The organism is Providencia sp. Je.9.19 (assembly GCF_051129765.1).
In the GTDB taxonomy this organism is placed as follows: domain Bacteria; phylum Pseudomonadota; class Gammaproteobacteria; order Enterobacterales; family Enterobacteriaceae; genus Providencia.
Window position 1 is genome coordinate 582,861 of record NZ_JBCPSS010000001.1, and the last position, 26,585, is coordinate 609,445.

The window sequence follows — 26,585 nt, forward strand, 5'->3', positions numbered from 1 at the left end:
ATTATAAATTTTAAGAAAATTGATGGTGTGTATATGCGATAACTAAAATCATAACCAAAAAATGAATGATGCCGCATTATGGGTAATTAATCACCATCATATAGTATATAAACATATAAAAAATAAGGATTTAAAAGTGAAATCCATTCTGACAGCATTAGAAGCTGATATTGGACAAACTTCATTGCGTGACCAGTGGTTTTTGAATAAACGACTCCGCGGTGTGACAAAAATACACGATGAAAAATCACGTCAGGCCGTTCTTGAAGTAATAAAAACGGAGATTGAAACGGCAAAACAAAAAATTAGTATGAAACGGTTAAATCCGCCAAAAATTGTTTATCCTGAAAATCTACCTGTAAGTCAGAAAAAACAAGCCATCCTTGAAGCAATTAAACAGCACCAAGTTGTTATTATTGCGGGCGAGACAGGTTCAGGTAAAACGACGCAAATTCCTAAAATTTGTCTTGAATTAGGACGTGGAATTCAAGGGTTTATTGGTCACACACAACCACGACGTTTGGCAGCTCGATCGGTTGCTGCACGTTTAGCCCAAGAGCTAGAGTGTGAAATCGGAACAAATGTAGGTTATAAGGTTCGCTTTAGTGATCATGTTGGTGAGAATACTCAAGTCAAATTGATGACTGATGGTATTTTGTTGGCAGAGCTACAAAATGATAAATTACTCCTGCAATACGATACTATTATTATCGATGAAGCTCATGAAAGAAGTTTGAATATTGATTTTATATTAGGATATTTGCGTCAATTATTACCTAAAAGACCTGATTTAAAAATTATTATTACCTCTGCAACTATTGATCCTGAACGTTTCTCTCGTCACTTTAATAGTGCGCCTATTATTGAGGTCTCTGGTCGTACTTATCCGGTAGAGGTTCGTTATCGTCCTATTATGGGGGATGATAACGATAGCGAGCGTGATCAAATTGATGGAATTGTTGATGCCGTCAATGAACTTACGCTTGAAGGACCGGGTGACATTTTGATTTTTATGAGTGGTGAGCGTGAAATTCGTGATACTGCTGATGCACTTGCTAAATTACAGCTTCGTCATACAGAGGTTTTACCTTTGTTTGCGAGACTTTCAAATAGCGAGCAAAATCGGATTTTCAATCCTCATGGCGGCCGTCGAATTATTTTGGCCACAAACGTTGCTGAAACATCTTTAACAGTACCCGGTATCAAATATGTGATTGATACCGGGTATGCAAGAATAAGTCGTTATAGTTATCGAACTAAAGTACAACGATTACCTGTAGAAGCAATATCACAAGCATCTGCAAATCAACGGAAAGGGCGTTGTGGCCGTGTATCTGATGGTATTTGTATTCGTTTATATTCCGAAGAAGATTTTTTATCACGAACTGAATTTACAGATCCCGAAATTTTAAGAACTAATTTAGCTTCTGTTATCTTGCAAATGACCTCCATTGGGTTAGGTGACATTGCTGGGTTTCCATTTGTTGAGGCACCAGATAAACGTAATATTCAAGATGGTGTAAAACTATTAGAAGAATTAGGGGCTGTTAAATCTCACCAAGATGTCAGTCGTGGTTATCAACTTACAGAAATAGGTCGTCAGTTAGCGCAGCTTCCAGTGGATCCTCGACTTGCTAGAATGGTGATTGAAGCAAGAAAACATGGTGCAGTGCGTGAAACTATGGTGATTGTTGCGGCGCTATCTATTCAAGATCCGCGAGAAAGGCCGCTTGATAAGCAACAGGCATCCGATGAAAAACATCGTCGTTTTCATGATAAACAGTCTGATTTTCTTGCGTTTTTAAACTTGTGGGATTATTTGAAAGATCAACAAAAAGAACTTTCAAATGCTCAATTTAGAAAAATGTGCCGCCAAGACTTTATCAATTACCTTCGTATTCGAGAATGGCAAGATTTATATACTCAACTTAGACAAGTCGTGAAAGAACAAGGCTTTGCGATTAATAGCATAGAAGCTGATTTTCGGAGTGTGCATGTTTCTTTGCTGGCGGGTTTATTGTCCCATATTGGGCAAAAAGATGCGGATAAACCTGAGTTTACCGGCGCAAGAAATGCACGTTTTACTATCTTTCCAGGCTCCGGTTTATTCAAAAAACCACCTAAGTGGGCAATGGTGGCTGAATTGGTTGAAACATCAAAACTTTGGGGCCGTATCGCAGCATCGATCGACCCTGAATGGATTGAACCGTTAGCAGAACATTTAACTAAGCATAATTACAGTGAGCCGCATTGGTCTAAATCTGAGGGTGCAGTAATGGCCTCTGAAAAGGTTACTTTATACGGTTTGGCTATTGTTGCGGCTCGTCAGGTTAATTTTGGTAATATTGACCCTTTGTTATGTCGCGAATTATTTATTCGACATGCGTTAGTGGAAGGTGATTGGGCTACTCGTCATGCCTTTTTTAAGGAAAACCTAAAGCTATTATCAGAAATTGAAGATTTAGAACATAAATCAAGACGTCGAGATATCTTAGTTGATGATGAAACACTATTTGCTTTTTATGATCAACGTATACCGAATGATGTTATTTCATCACGACATTTTGATAATTGGTGGAAATCAGCATCAAAAGAAAAGCCTGACCTGCTTAGTTTTGAAAAAAATATGCTCATTAAAGAGGATGCGGCGAATGTATCAGCACTCGATTACCCAAATTACTGGTATCAAGGTGATTTAAAATTCCGTCTGAGTTATCAATTTGAGCCGGGAACTGATGCGGATGGCGTCACTGTTCATATTCCATTGGCGGTATTAAATCAGGTACAAAATATTGGTTTTGATTGGCAGGTCCCGGGATTACGAGAGGAGCTGATTATTGCACTGATTAAGTCACTACCAAAACCAATTAGGCGAAATTTTGTTCCAGCGCCGAACTATGCATCTGCATTTTTGGAGCGAGTGCCTGCACCTGAAGGAAGCGTGCTGGATAAACTAGAGCGTGAATTACGTCGAATGACTGGTGTAACTGTCGATCGGGCATCATGGCAATTAGACCAACTGCCTGTACATTTGAAAATGACTTATCGTGTTATTGGCGATAAAAATAAAACAATCGCAGAAGGGTATGATCTTGATGCGCTAAAAAGTAGTTTGAAAGAAAAAGTGCAAGAAACTCTTTCTGAAGTTGTCGATGATGGTATTGAGCAAAGTGGTTTACATATTTGGAGTTTTGGTGAATTACCTCAACGTTATGAACAAAAACGAGGTGGATATTCAGTTAAAGCTTATCCTGCACTAGTTGATGAAAAAAGTAGTGTTGGTATTCGTGTATTTGAAACGGAATTTGAACAGCAGCAAGCTATGTGGGCAGGTGTACGCAGATTATTATTACTTAATATTCCATCACCAATTAAATATTTACATGAAAAACTACCAAATAAATCTAAACTTGGTCTTTACTTTAATCCTTATGGCAAAGTTCTAGAGTTAATTGATGATTGCATTGCTTGTGGTATCGACCAGTTGATTGCAAATCATGGTGGGGCCGTTTGGAATGAAGAACAATTTGAGCACTTAAAAGAGCTTGCCCGTGCAGAACTAAATGATGTTGTGGTTAATATCGCAAAGCAAGTTGAGCAAATTTTGACGACTGTATTTGCAATCAACAAACGATTAAAAGGGCGTGTCGATTTATCTATGGCATTGGCTTTATCTGACCTAAAAGCACAAATGTCAGGGTTAGCTTTCAAAGGATTTGTAACGGCTCATGGCTGGAAACGCTTACCTGATGTTCTGCGCTATTTAAATGGCATTGAACGTCGATTGGAAAAATTGGCTATTGACCCAAATAGAGATCGAGCTCAAATGAGCCGAGTTGAGCATGTGCAAAATATGCATCAACAATGGCTGTCAAAATTGACTCCAGTACAAAAAATGTTACCTGAAGTATTGGAGGTTCGTTGGATGATAGAAGAGCTGAGAGTAAGCTTATTCGCACAACAATTAGGCACTCCATATCCCATCTCAGACAAGCGAATTATCCAGACGATGGAAAGCATCGCACAACGATTATAATTTGTTGTGTAAGTAGTGTTATTTTAAATATCAGGCCCCTATCTTTTATAAAGGTAGGGGCCTTTTTTATAACATTACTATCAATTAAGAATTTTTAGTTACAACATACTATTGGCGTTCATAGAGATAAATAAGCATCTGAGTTGCTTTTAATATCAAAAAGCTAAACATGAAAAAAGAGGTAAGTTGTTAAATAAAGCAGATGGAATAGGGCGGAGGAATAAGTAAAAGAGCACTAAATTTAATCAAATTTAGTGCATATCCACATAGGCTTATTAAGCCATTAAATAATAAAGTGCTGGTATTGAAGTAATTGCTATGGCAAAAGCGGCAACTTTCTCAACTAATTTTAATGGTGATTTTGCTGTTTGCTGGGAGCGTGCATACAAGAAAACTAAAATACCAGGGGCGTATAGCACAACAGATAACAGCAAATTGATTAAGCCGGAAGCATATAATAACCATAAACCATAAACACTGGCGACTAAGCCTACCGCTAATAATGGCTTATTGTGACGCTCAAAGGCAACCTTCATTAAAAATGCACCTACTAAAAAATAAGGTACTAATATCATCTCAGAAGCAATAGTAAGCAACGTGTTGTAATTGCTACCACTAAGCCAGATTAATACTAAAGAAAGCTGTACCGCGCTATTGGTTAACCATAGTGATGATGATGGTGCATCATTAGCGTTAAGTTTATTAAATATTTTTGGAAATGACTTATACTGTGCGGCGATGTATGGAACCTCTGCGGCCATTATAGTCCAACTTAAATAGGCGCCACAGACAGAGATGATGAGTCCTGCGGCGATGATAATATTGCCACTTGTACCAATTAAATTTACCATTAATGTTGCCATTGACGGGTTTTTAATATCAGCAAGTTCAGCCTGAGACATTAAGCCTAACGATAGTAACGTGACTAAAATATAGATTATTAATGCAGAACAGACTGCAAATACCGTGGCTAAACCAACATCACGACGATTTCTAGCTCTAGCTGAAACGACTACTGCGCCTTCAATACCAATAAATACCCATAAGGTAATTAGCATAGTGTCTTTAACTTGTTGCCAAACAGGGACACCAAGCTCAATACCACTAAAATCGGCATTAAAAATATCTAATTTGAACGCGATGAAAGCAAGAACAATGAATAATCCAAGTGGAACCAGCTTCGCCATTGTTGCTAATTTATTAATACCAGCAGCAGTTTGTACACCTTGTAAGACTAAATAATGAACAAACCAGAGTAGAATAGATTCACCAATTAAGGCCTGCCATGTATTACCATCACCAAAAATAATATTATCAGGAGTATCAGTAAAAAAGCTTATTGCAGCAAAAACAATCACTAAATAGGAAACATTGGCGACGACAGCGCATAGCCAATAACCCCAAGCGGAACAAAAGCCAACAAATTCACCAAATCCAACTTTTGCATAAGTAAATATCCCACCATCTAAATCAGGTCGGATTCTTGATAATAATAACAATGAAAAGGCTAAAAAAAGGATACCAACACCGGTAATGCACCATCCAATAATCAGTGCCATTGGACTGGCCACTTCAGCCATATTTTGTGGAAGACTAAATACACCTGCGCCTACCATAGAGCTAAGCACTAAAGCGGTTAGGGCAGTGAGGCTTAATGTATTTTTCAATGTATATCCTGGTTGTTCTGCAATCAAAAGTTAAAATGACGTTAAAATAATCATTGTTATGAGTAATTAATCTATTCTGCCTTAAAATGGCAGTTAAATTGACTATCAAAAATTAAGAGTGGATTCTACGAATGAAATGGTTGAGATGCAATGGAAAAATATGCAGTTAATTAGCTATTTTATGCATATTAACGTTGTAATATTAATTTAGATTAAATTTGTTAGCTAAGTCATTGAATTGATAGCATGAGATTAATAAATACAAGCGCTAAAGAGTGGGTAGTGTAAGAAAATAGCGGGGGTTATTGTATATGGAATTAGAAGGTAAAAAAAAACCAGTTTTTATAAACTGGTTTTTTATAGGTTATTGATTTATTATTTGAATAAATCCGCGCTAATGGTAACGCTGCCACCATTAGACTGCCATTCTCTTGTTATATGGAAATATTTAGCACCTTTAGCTTCAGCACGTTTTGCAATTTGATAACGTACTTCTGGTGTATTGGTGTAATAACCTGAGAAAGTAATTGAATCGTATGGCACCATTTGTGCCGCCGCAGTTTTGTTGATTTCTTCGATAACATAGCCGTTTGGTAGGGTTACACTTGTGCGGCCCGGTTGGCTACTTGATGTCTCAAAGAAACGGCCAACAGCAACTGTCGGTTCTTCAGAAGATGCAACACCTGGAATACGTACTTTCTTAGCAGCTTCGCCACCTTCAGCAAGTAACGCACGGCCTGCATCAGAGTCCGCAGGAATAACTGCTTCATCTAATTGAACTTGGCGCTTAGGTGCATCTTTTTTGTATATATAAGCAGTTGCTAATGTGTTACCACCATCATTCATCGCAATATTACGAACGACGTAGAATGATGCTGCATCTTTCTCTTTAGCTTTCTTAGCGATTGCTTCATAGAGGTCAGGTTGAGAAGGGTAAAAACCGCTTACACTGACAGTATCAAAAGGTTCATACTGAGCAGCATCGGTTTTTGACATTTCTTCAACACCACCGAATACACGGCGATTTGATTCTTCAAATTTAGGTGCGTCTTTTGCAAAAACGTCAGCAACAACACGCATGTTGCCACTATCACCTATATCATCAAGGCTTTGAATGTAAAAGGCATACGCCCCCATTTTATCAGCCCTACGGGAGACCGCGTCAGATGCTTCATAAATAGCATTAAAGCGTCCAGTGACCGTTATACGCTCATAAGGTTTTAATTCTTCGGCCTGTTTTGGCGTTAACTCAACAGCTGCCTGACTAGCAGTAATACTAGATAATGATAACACCGCGGCTGCGATGACCGTAGTTTTCAGCTTCATACAAAATCCTTCCGCCTTGCGCAATTTATTATAAACGTGCTGAATCTTATTTGTACCACATGTCCATGATTATTACACGTAACTGTTCTTGTTGTCTCATGATTTTCTTTTTATGAGAAATAAATAATGATTGACTAGTCAAATTTACCAGTTATTTCAAAGTATCCAGTGTTTTATTGACCTAAAACTAAGATTTTCACTGCGAATTCCATTTACTGTTTAATAATCGTGATCAATTATGGATCAATAACGTTATTTTCAGTAGGTTATTAGCACATTTTAAAACTGTTTTATGCAGAAAATAGGACTTTTCCAAGAAAATGGTCATTTTTTTTGCAAACACCCTACATACAACATTACTTTAGGCTATAAAAGGGAACATTATGCGTATTGGTATACCAAGAGAACGACTTGCCAATGAAGCGCGTGTTGCTGCTACACCTTCAACAGTGACTCAACTTTTAAAGTTGGGTTTTTCTGTTTGTGTAGAGAAAAACGCGGGACATTTGGCCAGTTTTGATGATGCAGCATATGAGGCTGTTGGTGCAGAAATAGTTGATCGTGATGCTGCATTTGCAGCGGATATCGTTTTTAAAGTGAATGCGCCACTAGATGATGAAATTCCTTTATTTAAGGAAGGTTCGACGTTGGTAAGCTTTATTTGGCCAGCTCAAAATGCTGAACTAATGGAAGCGTTAAAAACACGCAATATTACTGTTATGGCAATGGATGCGGTGCCTCGTATCTCACGTGCGCAGTCACTTGATGCATTAAGCTCAATGGCAAATATTGCAGGTTATCGGGCAATAGTTGAAGCCGCACATGAATTTGGCCGCTTTTTTACTGGACAAATTACAGCCGCCGGTAAAGTGCCACCAGCAAAAGTCATGGTGATTGGTGCAGGTGTAGCAGGTTTAGCAGCTGTCGGTGCTGCGGGTAGCTTAGGCGCAATAGTTCGCGCATTTGATACTCGTCCGGAAGTAAAAGAACAAGTACAAAGTATGGGCGCTGAATTTCTTGAACTTGATTTCAAGGAAGAAGCGGGCAGTGGTGACGGTTATGCCAAAGTCATGTCAGAAGCGTTTATTAAAGCTGAAATGGCATTGTTTGCTGCGCAGGCCAAAGATGTTGATATTATTGTAACTACTGCGTTAATTCCTGGCAGACCAGCACCTAAGCTTATTACTAAAGAAATGGTTGAGTCGATGAAACCGGGGAGCGTCATTGTTGATTTGGCGGCTCAAACTGGAGGTAACTGCGAACTGACGCAAGCAGATAAACTCGTTGTCACTGATAATGGCGTGAAAATTATCGGCTACACTGATTTACCAAGCCGTTTACCAACTCAGTCTTCTCAATTATATGGTACTAACCTTGTTAATTTGATGAAGCTGCTATGCAAAGAGAAAGATGGTGAAATTGTCATTGATTTTGATGATTTAGTCATTCGTGGTGTTACTGTGATTAAACAAGGTGAAATTACTTGGCCAGCACCACCAATTCAAGTTTCTGCACAGCCACAAGTCAAATCTAAAGCAATAGAACGCGTCAAAGCTCCCGAGAAAAAAATGTCTCCAGCGGCTAAATATAGCTTGATGGCACTGGCTATTATTTTATTTGGTTGGTTTGCAAATTCGGCGCCAAACGAGTTTCTATCTCACTTTACTGTTTTTGCACTTGCGTGTGTTGTGGGTTATTACGTAGTTTGGAACGTCACTCATGCTCTGCATACACCATTAATGTCTGTCACTAATGCGATTTCAGGAATTATTGTTGTTGGTGCAGTTTTACAGATTGGTAGTGGTGGTTGGGTAAGTTTCTTATCCTTTGTTGCTATATTGATCGCAAGTATCAACATTTTCGGTGGATTTACAGTTACTCACCGTATGTTAAAAATGTTTCGTAAAGGGTAAGGGGTAACTTATGTTGTCGAGTGGAATTGTGACTGCAGCATATATTGTTGCTGCTATCCTATTTATTTTCAGCCTAGCAGGGCTATCGCGCCATGAAAGTTCTCAAAGAGGGAACGCTTATGGCATCGCAGGGATGGCAATTGCATTAATTGCTACCATACTTGGACCAGATAGTAGCAACATTAGCTGGATGATCATTGCAATGGTTATCGGTGCCGTTATTGGTATTCGATTAGCCAAAAAAGTTGAAATGACTGAAATGCCAGAGCTGGTGGCTATTTTACATAGTTTCGTCGGTTTGGCTGCTGTATTAGTAGGATTCAATAGCTTTATTGCTAGTGAAGGCCATGCTGATGCGGTTATGGAAAATATTCACCTAACTGAAGTCTTTTTAGGTATTTTCATCGGCGCGATCACTTTTATGGGGTCAATTGTCGCTTATGGTAAATTATCTGGAAAAATATCATCTAAGCCGATGATGTTACCAAATAAACATAAGCTCAACTTAGCTGGACTTATTATTTCATTCATTCTGTTAGTTATTTTTGTTAAAACAGAGAGTGTTGGTCTGCAAGTATTTGTTATGTTGATCATGACATTGATCGCATTAGCATTTGGTTGGCATCTTGTTTCATCAATTGGTGGTGCGGATATGCCAGTTGTTGTATCAATGCTAAACTCATACTCAGGTTGGGCTGCCGCCGCCGCTGGTTTCATGTTAAGTAATGACTTACTGATTGTCACGGGTGCGTTGGTGGGGTCTTCAGGGGCAATTTTGTCCTATATTATGTGTAAGGCGATGAACCGCTCATTCTTTAGCGTTATTGCGGGTGGTTTCGGTACTGATGGTACTGCATCAAGTTCTGACGAAGAGATGGGGGAGTATCGCGAAACATCGGCAGAAGACGTTGCTGAAATGTTGAAGAACTCAACATCAGTTATTATCACTCCAGGTTATGGACTGGCAGTAGCGCAAGCTCAGTATCCAGTACATGATATAACGGCTAAATTACGTGAACGTGGTATTAATGTTCGATTTGGTATTCATCCAGTTGCTGGACGTTTACCAGGTCATATGAACGTATTACTAGCTGAAGCGAAAGTACCTTATGACATCGTGCTAGAAATGGATGAAATCAATGATGATTTCGCTAATACAGACACAGTGTTGGTTATTGGTGCTAATGATACGGTTAATCCTGCGGCATTAGAGGATCCTAATAGCCCAATTGCTGGAATGCCAGTACTAGAAGTTTGGAAAGCGAATAACGTTATTGTATTTAAACGCTCAATGAATACGGGATATGCAGGTGTACAAAATCCATTATTCTTTAAAGAAAATACACAGATGTTATTTGGTGATGCTAAAGATAGTGTAGATGCTATTTTACGTGCACTCTAAAACTCAAAGGTGTTAACAGAAGGCTCTGCATGTAAATGCAGAGCCTTTTTTAGAGTGAAAACTGAACGAAATGTATGAAAATGTGAGTATTAGGCAGTCATGTAACTAAAATAAAGTGCTCGGACTTCGCTGCTATTCATCTGTTGGATTAATAGGACATACAAATCCATCGGGTTTAATTGCCAGTAAATCACATTTTAGTTTATCAATGATGTGTTCGGCGGTATTGCCGAGAAAAGCAGCTGAGATCCCCGTGCGCCCTAATATTCCTAGAACAACAACACCTGCTTCCAATTCTTCACACATATCGGGAATGATTTTTTCAGGTAGACCCTCGCGAACATGTGTGAATTTTTCATCGATACAGAATTTCTGCCGTAGTTCTTTCATTGCTATCAGATGTTGTCCACGTAATGCATTGTTATATAAGCTAGGGTCAAAATCAGGTAATTCAATTGCAATATTCATTGGTGCGACAGGATAGGCACTTACTAAATGAATATCTTGATCTTTCATAATCCGTTGAGCTAAATCTTTTGTTTTCTCGACCAGCTTAATATTAAGGTCGTCATGATAAGATTCTTCATTAGATAAATTAACAGCGACAACAGCTGAGCCATGGTCGGGCCAAATTTTATCTTTCACCATCCAAACAGGACATGGACATTTTCTTAATAAATGCCAATCAAGTGGTGTAAATATGATTGATTCAAAATTATCAGTTTGATGGGCCATTTTCAGTAATAAGTCATGTTCTCCGCCAATGACTTCCTGAATAATGGCTTCATAAGGCTTATTATGCCAAATGACTTTAATTTCAATATCAATTCCAGCTTCTAAATAAAAGTGTGCTTGTTGCTTTATCCATGCGGTTTTTTGGCTGATAACGCCTTTTCTCATTGCATGGCGTTCTTCAGGGGAGAGCAGCGTTGTCATATCGTAGGAAAGGTCATAGATAGGTAAAAACGCTTTTATCCGTCCACCATTACGCTGCACAATGTAGACAGCACGTCTCAATGCAGGTTGATCATCCTGATTTGGGTCGATCGCAACTAGGAGATTTTTGTAGTTTGCCATATTGAAATCCTCTCAACGTACGGATAGTTCCATAAGGATAAATTAAGTTATTGAGAAGAAATAGGCAAGAAAACTGAGGAAAAAAACAAAACCGAACCACAGAGATTGTGATCCGGTTTAGGATATTAGTTAGTAATAGCTGAAACTTTACCTGCGATATCAGTAAGTTTGGTCATATCTTCGATGGTAATATATTTACCTTTAACACTGAGCATACCACTTTTTTGGAAACGACCTAAAAGGCGGCTAATGGTTTCAACGGTTAAACCAAGGTAATTACCAATATCGCCACGCGTCATTGTTAACCTGAATTCTCTAGGTGAAAAACCACGCTCTGCAAAACGGTGTGATAGATTAAGAATAAATGCAGCTAATCTTTCTTCCGCATTTTTCTTGGATAAAAGGAGGATCATTTCTTGATCTCCTTTAATCTCTCCACTCATTAAGCGCATAATTTGTTGACGTAGATTAGGCATTTTGCCAGACAAATCATCGAGTGTTTCAAAAGGTATTTCACAAACCATTGAGGTTTCAAGTGCCTGAGCAAAACTTGGGTGCTGTGTATGAATAATTGCGTCAAAGCCAACTAAATCACCAGCAAGGTGGAAGCCTGTGATTTGCTCATCACCTTCCTCAGTAATAGTATAGCTTTTTATAGTTCCTGAGCGAATGGCATACAATGAACGTAGTTCATCGCCAGCCTTAAATAAGGCTTGCCCTTTTTGAATTGGTTTTTTACGCTCAATAATATTATCAAGTTGATCCAGTTCATGTTCATTCAGTGTGAAAGGAATGCAAAGTTGGCTAATACTACAGTCCTGGCAATGAATAGCACAACCACCAGACTGGATGCGACGAACAACTCTTTTTTCTGGGATCATATTAAATGCTCAATCAAGTTAGAATTATTGATATGAGTCAATTTTAACATAAGATAACGCGACTGGTAAGTAGTAATATAAAACAGAATTGACTTATTAAATAAAAAAGCAATAGATGTCAAAAGTAATAAGTTAATGAATTTAGAGGTAAATGCTGAATTAAGCAATATTATTAAATAATAAACTGGCTGTATATTAAATATAAAATGGCAAAAAATGAAAAAATGCTTTTAGTGTGTATTAAAATGTATTCATAAATTTAGGATTCAACCCATGTATACGTTAAACTAATTAGCATTAAATTAACACAAAAATAAACATATAAATATCAATTTTTTAAATAAACCCACAAAGGAAATCATAATGACAAACAATCAATTGCTCTTGCCTACTACAATGCAATTTGTCGATATTATAGAACCTGGGGGGGCGGATAAATTGCAATTAAAAGTAAAAGCATTGCCTCAGCTAGCTCCAGGTTATTTACTTGTCAAAGTTGAGGCTATTGGTGTTAATCGCCCTGATATTTTTCAAAGAATGGGTTCTTATCCGCCACCCGCAGATGCTTCGCCTATTATGGGGCTAGAAATTTCAGGAAGTGTTGTTGCTAAAGCTGATGACGTCACTGAATGGCAACTTGGCGATAAATTATGCGGTTTAGTTGAGGGCGGTGGTTATGCTGAATATTGTTTAGTGCACAAAAATATTGCGTTGCCATTAGGTCATTTATCTTTTATTCAAGGTGCCGCTATTCCAGAAAATTTTTTTACGGTGTGGGCAAATGTTTTTCAAATTGGAAAACTTAAAAAGAATGAAACAGTGCTGATTCATGGAGGCACCTCTGGAATTGGGAGTGTCGCGATTATATTAGCGAAAGCCTTTGGTGCAACAGTTATTACCACCGTAGGTTCAGAAGAGAAAGTGAAAGCGGCGGAGTTATTAGGTGCAGATTGTGTGATTAATTACCATACAGATGATTTTGTTCAAGTCTCATTAGATTATACCTCATCTCGTGGCGTTGATATGGTTGTTGATATTATTGGTGGTGATTATGTCGCTAAAAATTATCTTGCAGCGGGGAAATTTGGGCGAATTATTCAAATTGGCATGATGAAAGGAAATCCAATAAATTTGAATATGATGCCATTAATGGTTAAGCGATTAATTCATACTGGTTCAACAATGCGATCTCGTACAATTGAAGAAAAAAGCCAGATTGCCGCTGAATTAAAGCAACAGGTATGGGGTATGTTGCAAAATGGTGAAATAAAACCAATTATTAACAAAACCTATAAGTTAGAACAGGTTGCGGATGCCCACCGTCATATGGAATCAGGTGACCTTATTGGTAAAATTGTATTATTAAACAATTAATTAATTTTATTTCTTATGTGACTAATTAGTTGCAATATATTTTTATTTTGAGTGATCTTAATTTTTATTTATAACAAATTATTTACATTATCAAGTCTTTTTGGCGTAAATATCTCTTTACAGCTGACTAAATTTTGATTTTTTGTGCCTGACCACAAATCCGAATGAAATTATGCTGAGTTTATTAATATTTTAATGAATATAGATTATATCTATAGGCAAGTTGGTTTCTTAGCGGCTTGTCTATCAGTATTTAATTGAGGATTGATATTAAGAATAACAATGTTATTAATAAGTTGTTGTCTTATAAAGACATATGTCCGTTATTGCACTTTCCAATGATAATAAGTTAATAAACTTAAAAGCAACTGACTTGGGTCAATTGTGAATCGAAGGTGTAGTGATAATGAATAATTTTAAAAATTCAAATATGAATGTGGATGCATTATTTCTTGGGCCAAAATCTGAAAATGCTGTTTTTTTCAAAGAAATGATGGAGTATGCCGTTTCTGAACACATGCATTGGCGTTCAGGTTATCACCCAGAAGATCCAGAGCTTATCTCAACCGTCGATAGGTATGCCCCCGAATATAGGGATACATTGTATCGTACAGAAGGCATCCTTAATCAGCTTTCTTCTAAGCTTAAAACAACATCCGTTCCTTGGTTTTCGCCTCGTTATATGGGCCACATGAATGCAGATACCTTTATGATATCTAATCTCGCTTATGTAATGGCAATGCTGTACAACCCAAATAATTGTGCACAAGAATCATCTCCCACGACCACAGTACTTGAAATAGAAGCAGGGCTCGATTTATGTGCAATGTTTGGTTATGACACACAACAAGCATGGGGTCACATTACGTCAGGTGGTACGGTTGCTAATTATGAGGGGTTATGGGTTGCTCGAAATATTAAAACACTGCCTTTAGCAATGGCGAAACATCCACAAGCACAACACTTATTAAAAGATAAGACAGCGCAAAGTTTACTGAATATGTCCACTGATGCAGTGCTTGATTTAATGGATGAGCTAAAAAAACAAGGTTTATTTGAACAGGTCAGAGAAATGAGCTGTCGAGGTGAGGGAGTTGAACAGGGTCAATTAGGACAATTATTAGTCCCTCAATCTAAACATTATTCGTGGTTGAAGGCGATGGATATTTTGGGATTGGGTCAACAAAATATAACGCAATTACCTGTCGATGCTCATTATCGTACTGATATAGCAAAAATGCGTCAGATTGTATTTTCATTAATAGAGCAAGGTGAGCCAATATTAGCGGTTGTTGCGGTTGTTGGCACAACTGAAACAGGGGCAATTGATAATGTCGCTGAAGTTATCAAACTACGTCAAGAATGTGAAGAACGCTTTGGCGTTTCATTTTATGTGCATATAGATGCAGCTTATGCGGGATATGCATGTGCGATGTTCCGAGATGAAAATAATCAATTTCTTGATTATGAAATATTAATACAACGCTTCCATAGTGAAGGTGTTTTTCCAACAGATATTATTTGGCCACAACCTGATGTTTATGAAAGTTTTAAAGCACTGAGCCAAGCAGATTCAATCACCGTTGATCCCCATAAAGTTGGTTTTATTCCTTATGCGGCGGGGGCCATTTGTATGAAAGATAGGCGTATTGTTGATTTAATTTCCTATCATGCTGCTTATGTTTTCGAAGAAGTAGAGGAAAAAAACCGCAAATCGGAAAAACAGCATAATGTTTTATTAGGTTCTTCAATAATGGAAGGTTCCAAAGCGGGTGCCACAGCTGCTGCAATATGGGCTGCCCACCGACTTGTTCCTTTAAATCTTTTAGGTTATGGCAAGGTTATCGCTGCTGGGATCACCACGGCTAATTGGATGATTGAAAAAATTAATACCAGCAAACCTTATATTATTGATGGTCGAGAATTTCAAATTACCGTGATGCCGTCACCCGATTTTCACATGATAAATTTTATGTTTAGGGAGTGTGGAAATATATCGTTAGCTAAACAAAACCAACTTAATAAGCGTATATATGAATTATGTTCATATGCAGCAGGGCGCACGTATACTAATGATTTTTTAACATCATCTACTTCGCTGACTTATGAAGAATACGGTAATAGCCCACTGGAACTCTGCCGGAATGCAGGATTTACTGATGATGAATGGCATAAAGTGCGTTCAATCTATGTATTAAGAGCTGCAATCATGACGCATTGCCTACGTGATAAACAACATTTTGAGCGTTATTGGGTTGAATTGAGAAATATTTTTGAAGATAAATTACAACAGCTTATCGATGAAGAAAATAAACTTACTCATATTAATCAAAAGGTTTGTATTTAATTTTATTGGCTAGGATCTCAATATGAAAAATCGCACGCTAGGTAGTGTTTTTATTGTTGCTGGTACGACAATCGGTGCCGGTATGTTAGCAATGCCAATTGCAGCGGCTGGTAACGGCTTTATGGTGAGTTTGGCGATGCTGTTAGGTTTGTGGGCATTGATGTGCTATACCGCGCTATTACTCGTTGAGGTTTATCAGCATGAATCTCATGAAACAGGGATAGGTAGTGTAGCTGAGCGATATTTAGGCTCAGGCGGTAAATTTATCACCGGCTTTAGTATGATGTTTTTGATGTATGCTTTAACAGCAGCCTATGTCAGCGGTGCAGGGGAAATTATTACCTCTAATTTAAAGAGTAGTTTTGCAATTGATTTAGCTGATTGGCTAGGTATTGTTATTTTTACTGTTATTGGTGGTGGCGTTGTTTGTTTCGGTACGTCATCAGTGGATTTTATTAATCGTATTCTATTTGCTGCAAAAATTGTTTTTTTAGTGATGATATTGGCACTAATGATGCCGCATGTTGAGCAACAAAATTTATTATCCGCACCGACAGAAAAAATATTAATTTTATCTGCGATACCTGTTTTTTTTACATCATTCGGTTTTCATGGCAGCGTGCCCAGTATTGTGAAATATATGGGCGGAGATGTTAGAAAACTGCGCATAATATTCATTATTGGTAGTGCTATTCCGCTAGTCGCTTATATTTTATGGCAAATTGCCACATTAGGCAGTATTGGCACCACGACATTTGTAGGTATTTTATCTGAAAATGCCGGATTAAATGGGTTGTTAGATGCCATTAAAGACGTTGCTCAGTCGGGTAAAACAGAATTAATTGCTCAAATGTTTATGAGCCTAGCTTTAGCGACATCATTCCTTGGTGTAGCTTTAGGGTTATTCGATTTTTTAGCTGATCTATTTAAAAGACAAGATAATGCATCAGGACGACTACAAACGGGATTACTCACGTTTTTACCTCCGCTCATATTTGCTTTATTTTATCCTAAAGGCTTTATTATGGCGTTGGGCTTTGCGGCAATTGCTTTATCGATTCTGGCATTATTACTACCGAGCGCGATGGCTTTTAAATCAAGAAATATTAATTCACGTAAGTATCAGGTATTAGGTGGTAGTACTGCATTATTGATTGTGTTCCTTTGTGGCATAATTGTTATTGGTGTACAGCTCGGGATAGCGTTTAAAATATTACCTAATGTTGGTTAATTAACTGTCATTTGTTTTAGTCTTAGAAAGCCAGCCATTATAGGTTTTATCTGAATAATGGTTGGCTTTATTGTTTCTTTTTATCCTCTACTTAATAATGATTATCATTAGCACTTTATGCAAAAAACCGATATATCTAAAGCTGGTGTTTTCTGTAGAATATACTATTATATTAGATATATCGGTTTACTGTAGTAAAAACAATGCCAGAGAGTGTTAATGAACAGTATGCAACAGCCTGAAACATGCCTATGTAATGGCAAAAGTGTAAGGCGAATGTTTAATCCCAAACAACTACGTATCTACATTTTACACTTGCTTGCGGATGGGACCAATTACGGATACGAATTGATCAAAAAAATAAGTCAGGGTACTGCGGGTTTTTATTGTCCGAGTCCTGGTGTTATTTACCCAACGTTGACACTTTTAGAAGAATTAGGCTTTATTATTACAGGTAAAGATAGTGGGAAGGGGCGTAAATGTTATGCTATAACCCCAGAGGGCCGGTGCTTTTTATTACTAAAAGCAGATATCTTTGCTGAAGTTAAAATGAAATTAAATTATGCACAAGAACTTAAAGCAGGAAATCAATTTGCGAATGAGATTGAGTGTGCAGTAGATAAATTTAAATCGTTATTGAGGCATAAAATTGTTTTGCAGCAACTAACGACAGAAGAAACTGAAAAAGTGATTGAAATCATTAACAGCGCAGTTGATAGGATTGAACAGGTTAATGCCGTATTAGTGGCAGAGGATAAATAAGATGGCAAAAACTCATGATATTATTCAAGTGAAAGAGCATTTATATATGAACGAAATAATCAAACCAGTACAGAATAATTCAGCAGAAGAAACTAATGCTGAACAAGCAAAAAAACCAGCTACAGATGCTAAATTTAAAGAGGTTGTTTGCCCTAAGGTGCCGACATCTTATTTTAAGCGAGCAAAAAAACAAAAGGCTTAATATTAGAATTGATGGTTTACAAAATCTTTATTCATAAAGTGATTATCTCTAATGCATTAGAGGGAATTATTTAATGCGTTATAGAAAAACTTATCATTATTCAATGTTTATTTTAGCGATGAACTGCGTTTCTCATGAAATAAAGTGTCTGAAATATACGGACGAAAATGGAAGTGTTAAGTGTCATACGTATAGCTATTTTGTAAATTAAGTTAAATATCATTTACTAAATAATATCAAGCTTTCACTATAATTTCCCAACATTTGTAATCCCCTGACTACGCAAAGTAATCAGGGGCTATTTAAAAATCCAAATTATAAATCTAATTGTGATTGAATTTTAGCTATTTCATCAATCCACTGTTGTTGCAATTGTGGTTTTTGATGTGCCAACTTACGTAGTTTATCTGTCTGTAATTTTTCTTCTAATATCAATAGTTGTTCTAATAATTCATCTTCATGAGAAACATGGCTTTCACTTATTTCTGTAATTAAGTTAAGCGAATTATCTGCAATGAGAATATTATTCGATTGATGAGATTGTTGCTCAATTTGCTGATATATATCATCAAGATTGAGGTACTCTTCCAAGCGATTATTATGGATATACCAAAATCGCTGACAACTATTTTCTATTAACCATTTATCATGACTGACGACTAATAAAGCCCCAGAAAACTGAGTAATTTGCTCACTTAGTGCTTCTTTACCTTCAAGATCAAGGTGGTTTGTCGGTTCATCGAGTAAGATCAATTCATATTGAGCAAGGCTGAGTCCAATAAAAAGTAATCTGGCGCGTTCACCGCCACTTAAAGTTGAGACTTTTTGCTGATGCCTGATATAGGGAAACCCTGCGCCAATTAAGGCCATTTTCCGTTGGTCATCGGTTAATGGTGCAAAATTTCGCAATGCATCAAGTAAATTGTCATTGTCATTAAGCTGCGCTAATTGTTGGTCATAATAACCCGCACTAATTGCAGGATGAAATTTCAGTTGAGAACTATAACGTAGTTCTTGCTGATAATTTTGCCAAATTAATCGTAATAATGTTGATTTTCCACACCCATTAGCGCCAATAATAGCGATGTGATCGCCACTTTTTACTTGATGAAAACTTGTTGAAAATAAAGGTGTAGCATCAGGCGTTTTAATGCGTGCGTTATCGAATTCAAGCACTCTATTGGCGGGTATTGATTTGCCATTTAGCGCAAGTTTCCATTGATAACCCTCTGAAAGTTCAGTTTGTGCATCCTTCAAACGGTCAACTTGTTTTTCCATTTGCTTGGCTTTACTCGCCAGTCCTTCATTGTCATACACGCGTCCCCAAATAGCTAAACGCTTTGCACTTGAGGCAACACGATCTATTTCCTTTTGCTCTGCTTGGTGACGATGCTCGTCAGCAGCATCTTTTTCAATTAATGCTTTACGAGCAGCACTGCAAGGCAGCCGATAAAAATGCAATGTTTTATCACGTAATATCCAAGTACAGTTTGTGACTTTATCGAGTAACGATTGGTCATGAGAAACAAGGACAAAGCTGCCTTTCCATGACTGTAGGAAATTACCTAACCAAATCAGCGTTGGTAAATCCAAGTGATTACTGGGTTCATCAAGTAACAATAAATCCGGTTGAGAAATCAATGCACGGCCTAGCAACAAGCGGGTGTGTTGACCTCCACTGATTTCATTGGCTTTTTGTAACCATTGTTCAGAAGTAAAACCTAATTCAGATAACAGAACTTCAGCTCGCCAACGCTCTGATACCTTATCTTGTTCAGGCAATTTTTGTACTAATGCTTCAATTAATGTTAATCCAATAATATCATCAGGTAAGTGCTGTTCAATATAGGCAGTTACACAATGGTTGGCATAGGTAATGCTGCCACTATTTGGTAATAATTGATGAGTGATTAATTTTAAGAGAGTGCTTTTTCCGCTTCCGTTATGGCCAATTAAACCAATGCGATCACCTTGTTGCAAAGTGAATGTCATATCGTTTAATAGTGAACGAGTGGAAGTATCATAGTTCAATGATTTTACAGATAATAATGTGCTCATAGCTTACTCAAATTTTAGGCATAAAAATGCCAAGGTATCGTAATAACGATAACCCAGTAAGCTGAGGAAGTTTCCTTTAGTTAGTGTCTTCGCTCAGGCAGGATTATCGCAGTATAAAACTGTGAAAGCCTGAGCTTTGACGATTGCCAAAGAAGTGTGAATATTCAATTAGATCACACAACAGCATAGTTTAGCCTCCTTATTTTTAGGTTAAGTTGAACACTATTCTTATCATAGCAAATGATATCTTTTTAATGCAATAGCTATAATTGCGTTGTTTATTATTGGTTTATTGATTGCTATAACTAATTCTAATAATGGATATATTTAAATGAATTATATTTCTACTGCTAGTGAAATCGATGATAGCTATTTAAAATTGGCGCTCAAACTACAAGAGATCAAAAAATGAATATCGAAATAAAACCCGCTACTCTCGAAAATGCCACGTTAATTTTGGAGATGATTATCGAGCTTGCTGATTATGAAAAAGCGCGCCATGAAGTAAAAGCAACGGTTGCGGACATTGAAAACTCACTGTTTGGCCCGAATTCAAAAACGGAAGCATTAATGTGCTATGTGGATGGGAAACCAGCCGGATACGCTGTTTTTTTTACAAGCTATTCAACATGGCTTGGTAATAATGGTATTTATTTAGAAGATTTATATATTTCTCCTGACTTTCGTGGAACGGGAGCAGGAAAGACATTATTAAAACATATAGCAATACTAGCCTGTGAAAGAAAATGTCAGCGACTCGAATGGAGTGTATTGGATTGGAATCAACCTGCTATTGATTTCTACAAGAGCATTGGTGCAGAACCACAGGATGAATGGGTTCGTTATCGTATGGATGAAAAAACAATTATTAGTTTTGCAAGTTAGTTATCACTTGAAATAAAGTCGACAAAGTTGGTTTATAATTCATACTAAATAGAGACCAAAATTTAGATGAAGCCACTAATTTTATAATAATTAGTGGCTTTGTTTTTTGTTTATCCCTTTAAATCTATACAATTAATGCCTTATATACTCTTTTATATTTTTAATTTATTTTTTGTGATACATGCACTGTTACACCTAAGCAAAATTTTGATAAAATATCATTAAATTAGATAGATAGCTTTCTAGTAGCCTATAGGTGTTTTATTTTTAGGTTTGTGAAGAAAAATAATAATAATAAAAATTTCGAATTAAGTGATTATCCGTATCTATTTCATGCATAAACAGTCGTGTGGGTTTATTAATTCATCAGGTTAATAGTCAAAACTATTTTGTTCGTTATTTTCTTCGTTGAATGGAAAAGGAATAGTATGAAAATTAATAAGCAAAAAATATCTTTTTACATAGTTTTAATTTTAATTATTGGTGCGGGTGGTTTTTATTACTGGAATGCCAATTCAGGAGGATTACCTTCCGGTTTTGCACAAAGTAACGGGCGAATCGAAGCCACTGAGATAGATATTGCAACTAAAACTGCCGGTCGAATTGACGTTATTACCGTAAAAGAAGGTGATTTTGTTAAAGAAGGGCAAGAACTTGCTCGAATGGATACTAGAGCCTTGCAAGAGCAGTTACATGAGGTTCAAGCTCAGTTACGTCAAGCTATTAGTGCGGTGGTCACCGCAGAATCTAGTCTTATGCAGCGAAAAAGTGAGAAATTAGCTGCACAAGCCGTTGTTCGCCAACGAGAAGCGGAGCTTGATGCCGCACAAAAAAGGCTCAATCGTTCAAAAATACTGGTGAGAACTAATGCAGTGTCACAGCAACAGGTTGATGATGACACTGCACAAATGTTAGGTGCAAAAGCTGCATTAGAAGCATCTAAAGCTCAAGTTGCGGCATCGACAGCGGCAATTGATTCTGCAAACGCGGGTATTGTACAAGCTAAAACTCGTGTTGAAGCCGCAACCGCAACCGAAAGACGTATAATTGCCGACTTAGAGGATAGCGTACTAAAAGCTCCGAGAAATGGGCGTATACAATATCGTGTAGCGGAGCCAGGTGAAGTGCTAGGCTCAGGTGGTCGGGTGCTTAATATGGTTGATCTAAGCGATGTCTATATGACGTTTTTCTTACCTACAGAAGATGCAGGGAAGGTCGCTTTAGGGAGTGATGTACATATTATTTTAGATGCAGCGCCTAATATTGTGATCCCAGCGAAAGCGACTTTTGTAGCAAGTGTTGCACAATTTACCCCTAAAACTGTTGAAACACAGAATGAACGCTTAAAATTGATGTTCCGTGTTCGTGCGCGGATCTCTCCTGAATTATTAGAACAACACCTTGAATATGTTAAAACGGGTTTACCAGGAAAGGCGTATATCCGTTTAGACGCCAATGAACCATGGCCTGCTGACCTTGAGGTGAGATTACCACAATGACCAACAAACTGATGGATGATGTGATAGTAGATATAAAGCATGTCAGCCAACATTATGGTGATAATTGTGCGTTGGATGACATTGTACTTTCTATTCCTGCTAAAAAAATGGTTGGGTTAATTGGCCCTGATGGCGTGGGTAAATCTAGCCTAATTTCACTTATTGCAGGTGCTAGAGCTATTCAACAAGGTAGTGTGATTGTTCTCGATGGGGATATGAAGGATGAGGATCATCGTCGAGCTGTTTGCCCCCGTATCGCCTATATGCCCCAAGGTTTGGGTAAAAATCTTTACCATACGTTATCTGTTTATGAAAACGTAGATTTCTTTGGGCGATTATTTGGTCAATCCAAAGAAGAACGTGAATATCGGATACAGGATTTATTAGAGAGCACCGGCCTAGCGCCTTTTAAAGATAGACCGGCGGGCAAGCTTTCTGGTGGTATGAAACAAAAGCTCGGGTTATGTTGTGCCTTAATTCATGATCCTGATTTATTAATTTTAGATGAACCCACTACCGGTGTTGACCCACTATCTCGTGCGCAATTTTGGGATTTAATTGACCGAATTCGTGAACGTCAAACCAATATGAGTGTATTGGTGGCAACAGCTTATATGGAAGAAGCTGAGCGCTTTGATTGGTTAGTCGCGATGGATGATGGAAAAATTTTAGCGACGGGGCACGCCTCAGAGCTTAAAGCTCAAACTGCTTGTGACGATCTTGAAGCTGCTTTTATTGCGCTATTGCCTGAAGAAAAACGTAGTGGCCATAAAGAAGTCGTTATTCCGCCTCGTGATACCTCAAAAGATGATGTTATTGCCATCGAAGCGCAAGATTTAACTATGCGCTTTGGACAATTCGTGGCGGTTGATCACGTTAATTTTAAAATCCCGAAAGGGGAAATATTTGGTTTTCTTGGTTCTAACGGTTGTGGTAAATCAACCACCATGAAGATGTTAACGGGCCTTTTGCCTGCAAGTGAAGGGCAAGCCTGGTTATTTGGTCAAGAAATTGACCCAAAAGATATCGAAACACGCAAACGCGTAGGTTATATGTCACAGGCGTTTTCGCTTTATAGCGAATTAACTGTTGAGCAAAACCTTGAATTGCATGCGAAACTTTTTCACATTCCAGAAGCGCAAATAAAACAACGTTTAGATGAAATGTGTCAGCGATTCGAACTTAATGACGTACGCGATACAATGCCTGATGACCTGCCATTAGGTATTCGCCAGCGTTTATCTCTCGCCGTTGCGGTGATCCATAAACCCGAAATGTTAATTCTTGATGAGCCAACATCTGGGGTAGACCCCGTAGCGCGGGATATGTTCTGGAATTTAATGGTTGATTTATCAAGAAGTGACGGTGTCACAATTTTTATATCAACCCACTTTATGAACGAAGCGGAGCGCTGTGACCGTATTTCATTGATGCATGCAGGGAAAGTACTCGATTGTGATACCCCTGATAATTTGATTAAAAAACGGGGGCTTGAAACACTTGAAGATACCTTTATTGCTTACCTACAAGATGCCGTTGGTGATGCGGGTGCAGTGCAAGATAGTGCACCAGAGTTTCATGTTGATCCTGCATTAAAAGATAATGCCACGGAAGCATTAAAAAAACGGTTCAGTTTCCGCCGTCTGTTTAGCTATACAATCCGAGAAGGTATGGAATTACGTCGTGACCCTGTGCGTTCGACGCTTGCATTGCTCGGTACCGTTATTCTGATGTTTATTATGGGGTATGGTATTAGCATGGACGTGGAAAATTTACGATTCGCTGTGCTCGACCGTGACCAAACGGGACTTAGTCAAGGCTATACCCTTAATCTTGCGGGTTCTCGTTATTTTATCGAGCAACCACCAATTCAAGATTACGAGCAATTAGAATCAGGCATGCGCAGTGGACAGATTACTGTTGCCATTGAAATTCCACCTAACTTTGCTCGTGATGTTGCAAGAGGAACGCCAGTTAAAATCGGGGTTTGGATTGATGGTGCGATGCCAAATCGCGCAGAAACTGTGCGTGGTTATGTGCAGGCGATGCATCTGGCATGGTTAAGTACCATGGCGGCCCGTCAGCCTGCGGGCGTTGCGGGTACACCTGTCATTGATATTGAAACCCGTTATCGTTATAACCCAGATGTGCGAAGCCTACCTGCTATTGTACCTGCGGTTATACCGTTGTTGTTAATGATGATCCCTGCGATGCTTAGTGCTCTCAGTGTAGTGCGTGAAAAAGAGCTCGGCTCTATTATTAACTTATATGTAACCCCGATCACCAAATTAGAGTTTTTACTTGGAAAACAATTACCTTACATTGTGCTTGGGATGTTTAACTTTGTCCTACTATGTATTCTCTCGGTCTATTTTTTTGGTGTTGAATTTAAAGGTAGCTTTTTAACTTTATCTCTAGCTGCATTTCTTTATATCACTATTGCAACAGGAATTGGCTTGTTGATTTCATGTTTTATGAAAAGCCAAATTGCAGCAATATTCGGGACATCAATTATTACTTTGATCCCTGCAACTCAGTTCTCAGGAATGATTGATCCGGTATCATCACTTGAGGGTATTGGTAGATGGGTTGGTATGATATATCCGACATCCCACTTTTTAACTATCACGAGAGGTACTTTCTCAAAAGGTCTCAATTTATTTGATCTACAGGCATCGTTTATTCCACTATTGATTACGATCCCACTTGTGATAGGCCTGAGTGTTTACTTCCTGAAAAAACAGGAGTCTTAGTGATGATGCGTAAAATACAAAATATTTTAAATCTGGGTATTAAGGAATTACGTAGTTTGGGGCGAGATAAAGCCATGTTAGGGCTGATTGTATTTGCCTTCACGGTTTCTATTTACTCATCAGCAACAGTGACGCCAGGCTCGTTGCATAATGCACCTATCGCGATTGCTGATCAGGATAAATCTCAGTTATCGAATCGAATTATTAATAGTTTTTATGCACCTTATTTTTTACCTCCCGCGGATATTACGCCTAATCAAATTGATGAATTGCTTAATAGCGGTACTTATACTTTTGCACTTGATATTCCGCCCAATTTTCAACGAGATGTATTAGCTGGGCGTCATCCTGCAATACAAGTAAATATTGATGCAACGCGGATGAGTCAGGCATTTTTAGGCAATAGCTATATTCAAAACATTACGTTAGGTGAAGTAAATGAATTTTTAGCCAAGTCGCGTAGTAATGCCAGTTTGCCTGTTGATCTTGAGGTTCGTATGCGTTTCAATCCAAACCTAACGCAGTCTTGGTTTGGATCAGTGATGGCCATCATCAATAATATCACCATGCTTTCTATTGTACTGACGGGTGCTGCGTTAATTCGTGAGCGTGAGCACGGTACAGTTGAACACTTGATGGTAATGCCTTTGACACCTTTTGAAATCATGATGTCTAAAATTTGGTCGATGGGATTAGTGGTATTAGTCGCTTCGGGAGTTTCATTACTTTTAGTTGTGAAAACTTTACTTCAAGTGCCAATCGAAGGCTCAATACTATTGTTTATGTGTGGTGTGGCATTAAGTTTATTTGCTACAACATCTATCGGTATTTTTATGGGAACCATTGCACGCTCAATGCCACAGTTTGGTTTATTAATGATACTGGTATTGTTACCATTAAATATGCTTTCCGGTGGAATGACCGCTCGTGAAAGTATGCCGCAGCTAGTGCAAGATATTATGCAAACAATGCCAACGACCCACTTTGTTAGTTTGGCGCAAGCTATATTGTATCGAGGCGCTGGTTTTCAAATCGTGTGGCCTCAGTTCATTGTTCTGATGGTTATTGGTAGTGTGTTTTTTGGTCTTGCATTGATTCGCTTCCGAAAAACTATCGCAACTATGGCTTAGTAAAAATTAAAAAGCGCTTGCTGAAAGTCACTGTAAGCGCTT

General features: G+C 38.0%; 17 protein-coding genes. 12 read left to right on the forward strand and 5 right to left on the reverse strand.

The window, feature by feature from the left end:
• The first annotated feature begins 136 nt into the window (after positions 1–136).
• Positions 137–4,036, forward strand: coding sequence for an ATP-dependent RNA helicase HrpA (gene hrpA / locus AAZR93_RS02825; RefSeq protein WP_434718909.1), 3,900 nt, complete (start codon positions 137–139; stop codon positions 4,034–4,036).
• Positions 4,037–4,311: 275 nt separating this feature from the next.
• On the opposite strand, the gene AAZR93_RS02830 is transcribed toward hrpA, so the two are convergent.
• Together AAZR93_RS02830 and ydgH are read right to left on the reverse strand one after the other, a co-directional pair.
• A complete protein-coding gene (locus tag AAZR93_RS02830; RefSeq protein ID WP_434719624.1) occupies positions 4,312–5,652 on the reverse strand; it encodes a basic amino acid/polyamine antiporter in 1,341 nt (446 codons plus the stop codon).
• 426 nt (positions 5,653–6,078) lie between these two features.
• Positions 6,079–7,029 carry a DUF1471 family protein YdgH gene (gene ydgH, locus AAZR93_RS02835; RefSeq protein ID WP_434718910.1) on the reverse strand — a complete coding sequence of 317 codons (951 nt, stop codon included), beginning with the start codon at positions 7,027–7,029 and terminating at the stop codon, positions 6,079–6,081.
• A gap of 383 nt (positions 7,030–7,412) precedes the next feature.
• Between ydgH and pntA the strand changes: the two genes are divergently transcribed.
• Both pntA and pntB read left to right on the forward strand, forming a co-directional pair.
• Positions 7,413–8,942 carry a Re/Si-specific NAD(P)(+) transhydrogenase subunit alpha gene (gene pntA / locus AAZR93_RS02840; protein WP_434718911.1) on the forward strand — a complete coding sequence of 510 codons (1,530 nt, stop codon included), beginning with the start codon at positions 7,413–7,415 and terminating at the stop codon, positions 8,940–8,942.
• A gap of 13 nt (positions 8,943–8,955) precedes the next feature.
• Positions 8,956–10,344 (forward strand): Re/Si-specific NAD(P)(+) transhydrogenase subunit beta, encoded by a 1,389-nt coding sequence (gene pntB, locus AAZR93_RS02845; protein ID WP_434719625.1) that lies wholly within the window; start codon positions 8,956–8,958, stop codon positions 10,342–10,344.
• A gap of 132 nt (positions 10,345–10,476) precedes the next feature.
• On the opposite strand, the gene uspE is transcribed toward pntB, so the two are convergent.
• A complete protein-coding gene (gene uspE, locus AAZR93_RS02850; protein ID WP_294103542.1) occupies positions 10,477–11,421 on the reverse strand; it encodes a universal stress protein UspE in 945 nt (314 codons plus the stop codon).
• Between the two features lie 125 nt (positions 11,422–11,546).
• Entirely contained in the window at positions 11,547–12,302 is a 756-nt protein-coding gene (locus AAZR93_RS02855; protein WP_294103545.1) for an FNR family transcription factor, read from the reverse strand.
• A gap of 363 nt (positions 12,303–12,665) precedes the next feature.
• Here AAZR93_RS02855 and AAZR93_RS02860 point away from each other — a divergent pair, with 363 nt between their 5' ends.
• From AAZR93_RS02860 to AAZR93_RS02880, 5 genes are all read left to right on the forward strand, one after another.
• A complete protein-coding gene (locus AAZR93_RS02860) occupies positions 12,666–13,676 on the forward strand; it encodes an NAD(P)H-quinone oxidoreductase (RefSeq protein ID WP_434718912.1) in 1,011 nt (336 codons plus the stop codon).
• Positions 13,677–14,082: 406 nt separating this feature from the next.
• Positions 14,083–16,023, forward strand: a complete 1,941-nt coding sequence (locus tag AAZR93_RS02865) for a pyridoxal phosphate-dependent decarboxylase family protein (protein ID WP_434718913.1) — start codon at positions 14,083–14,085, stop codon at positions 16,021–16,023.
• An 82-nt stretch (positions 16,024–16,105) separates the two neighbouring features.
• Positions 16,106–17,254, forward strand: a complete 1,149-nt coding sequence (tyrP, locus tag AAZR93_RS02870) for a tyrosine transporter TyrP (RefSeq protein ID WP_434719626.1) — start codon at positions 16,106–16,108, stop codon at positions 17,252–17,254.
• A 276-nt stretch (positions 17,255–17,530) separates the two neighbouring features.
• Positions 17,531–18,016: a helix-turn-helix transcriptional regulator gene (locus tag AAZR93_RS02875; RefSeq protein ID WP_434718914.1), complete on the forward strand. Its 486-nt coding sequence runs from the start codon at positions 17,531–17,533 to the stop codon at positions 18,014–18,016.
• A 1-nt stretch (position 18,017) separates the two neighbouring features.
• Positions 18,018–18,218, forward strand: coding sequence for a DEAD/DEAH box helicase (locus tag AAZR93_RS02880; RefSeq protein WP_294103551.1), 201 nt, complete (start codon positions 18,018–18,020; stop codon positions 18,216–18,218).
• A 315-nt stretch (positions 18,219–18,533) separates the two neighbouring features.
• Here AAZR93_RS02880 and AAZR93_RS02885 read toward each other — a convergent pair whose 3' ends face one another.
• On the reverse strand, positions 18,534–20,276 hold the full coding sequence (locus AAZR93_RS02885) for an ABC-F family ATP-binding cassette domain-containing protein (RefSeq protein ID WP_434718915.1): 1,743 nt from the start codon (positions 20,274–20,276) through the stop codon (positions 18,534–18,536).
• Between the two features lie 408 nt (positions 20,277–20,684).
• Here AAZR93_RS02885 and AAZR93_RS02890 point away from each other — a divergent pair, with 408 nt between their 5' ends.
• The 4 genes from AAZR93_RS02890 (at position 20,685) to AAZR93_RS02905 (ending at position 26,543) form a co-directional block, all read left to right on the forward strand.
• Positions 20,685–21,161 (forward strand): GNAT family N-acetyltransferase, encoded by a 477-nt coding sequence (locus AAZR93_RS02890; RefSeq protein WP_294103557.1) that lies wholly within the window; start codon positions 20,685–20,687, stop codon positions 21,159–21,161.
• Positions 21,162–21,589: 428 nt separating this feature from the next.
• The gene (locus tag AAZR93_RS02895; RefSeq protein ID WP_434718916.1) at positions 21,590–22,660 is read left to right on the forward strand and encodes an HlyD family secretion protein; all 1,071 of its coding nucleotides are present in this window, start codon (positions 21,590–21,592) and stop codon (positions 22,658–22,660) included.
• Complete coding sequence (gene rbbA, locus AAZR93_RS02900; RefSeq protein ID WP_294103561.1) at positions 22,657–25,413, forward strand: ribosome-associated ATPase/putative transporter RbbA; 2,757 nt, start codon at positions 22,657–22,659, stop codon at positions 25,411–25,413. Before AAZR93_RS02895 ends, rbbA begins: the two co-directional genes overlap by 4 nt.
• Before the next feature lie 5 nt (positions 25,414–25,418).
• On the forward strand, positions 25,419–26,543 hold the full coding sequence (locus AAZR93_RS02905; RefSeq protein ID WP_294103887.1) for an ABC transporter permease: 1,125 nt from the start codon (positions 25,419–25,421) through the stop codon (positions 26,541–26,543).
• Positions 26,544–26,585: the final 42 nt, after the last annotated feature.

Bases quoted from the DNA above. Each gene is read 5' to 3' on its own strand.
- AAZR93_RS02855 (WP_294103545.1), bottom strand. From the start codon at position 12,302: ATGATCCCAGAAAAAAGAGTTGTTCGTCGCATCCAGTCTGGTGGTTGT.
- AAZR93_RS02830 (WP_434719624.1), bottom strand. From the start codon at position 5,652: ATGGTAGGCGCAGGTGTATTTAGTCTTCCACAAAATATGGCTGAAGTG.
- AAZR93_RS02865 (WP_434718913.1), top strand. From the start codon at position 14,083: ATGAATAATTTTAAAAATTCAAATATGAATGTGGATGCATTATTTCTT.
- pntA (WP_434718911.1), top strand. From the start codon at position 7,413: ATGCGTATTGGTATACCAAGAGAACGACTTGCCAATGAAGCGCGTGTT.
- rbbA (WP_294103561.1), top strand. From the start codon at position 22,657: ATGACCAACAAACTGATGGATGATGTGATAGTAGATATAAAGCATGTC.
- AAZR93_RS02895 (WP_434718916.1), top strand. From the start codon at position 21,590: ATGAAAATTAATAAGCAAAAAATATCTTTTTACATAGTTTTAATTTTA.
- AAZR93_RS02890 (WP_294103557.1), top strand. From the start codon at position 20,685: ATGAATATCGAAATAAAACCCGCTACTCTCGAAAATGCCACGTTAATT.
- AAZR93_RS02905 (WP_294103887.1), top strand. From the start codon at position 25,419: ATGCGTAAAATACAAAATATTTTAAATCTGGGTATTAAGGAATTACGT.
- AAZR93_RS02880 (WP_294103551.1), top strand. From the start codon at position 18,018: ATGGCAAAAACTCATGATATTATTCAAGTGAAAGAGCATTTATATATG.
- uspE (WP_294103542.1), bottom strand. From the start codon at position 11,421: ATGGCAAACTACAAAAATCTCCTAGTTGCGATCGACCCAAATCAGGAT.
- tyrP (WP_434719626.1), top strand. From the start codon at position 16,106: ATGTTAGCAATGCCAATTGCAGCGGCTGGTAACGGCTTTATGGTGAGT.
- AAZR93_RS02875 (WP_434718914.1), top strand. From the start codon at position 17,531: ATGTTTAATCCCAAACAACTACGTATCTACATTTTACACTTGCTTGCG.
- AAZR93_RS02860 (WP_434718912.1), top strand. From the start codon at position 12,666: ATGACAAACAATCAATTGCTCTTGCCTACTACAATGCAATTTGTCGAT.
- AAZR93_RS02885 (WP_434718915.1), bottom strand. From the start codon at position 20,276: ATGAGCACATTATTATCTGTAAAATCATTGAACTATGATACTTCCACT.
- ydgH (WP_434718910.1), bottom strand. From the start codon at position 7,029: ATGAAGCTGAAAACTACGGTCATCGCAGCCGCGGTGTTATCATTATCT.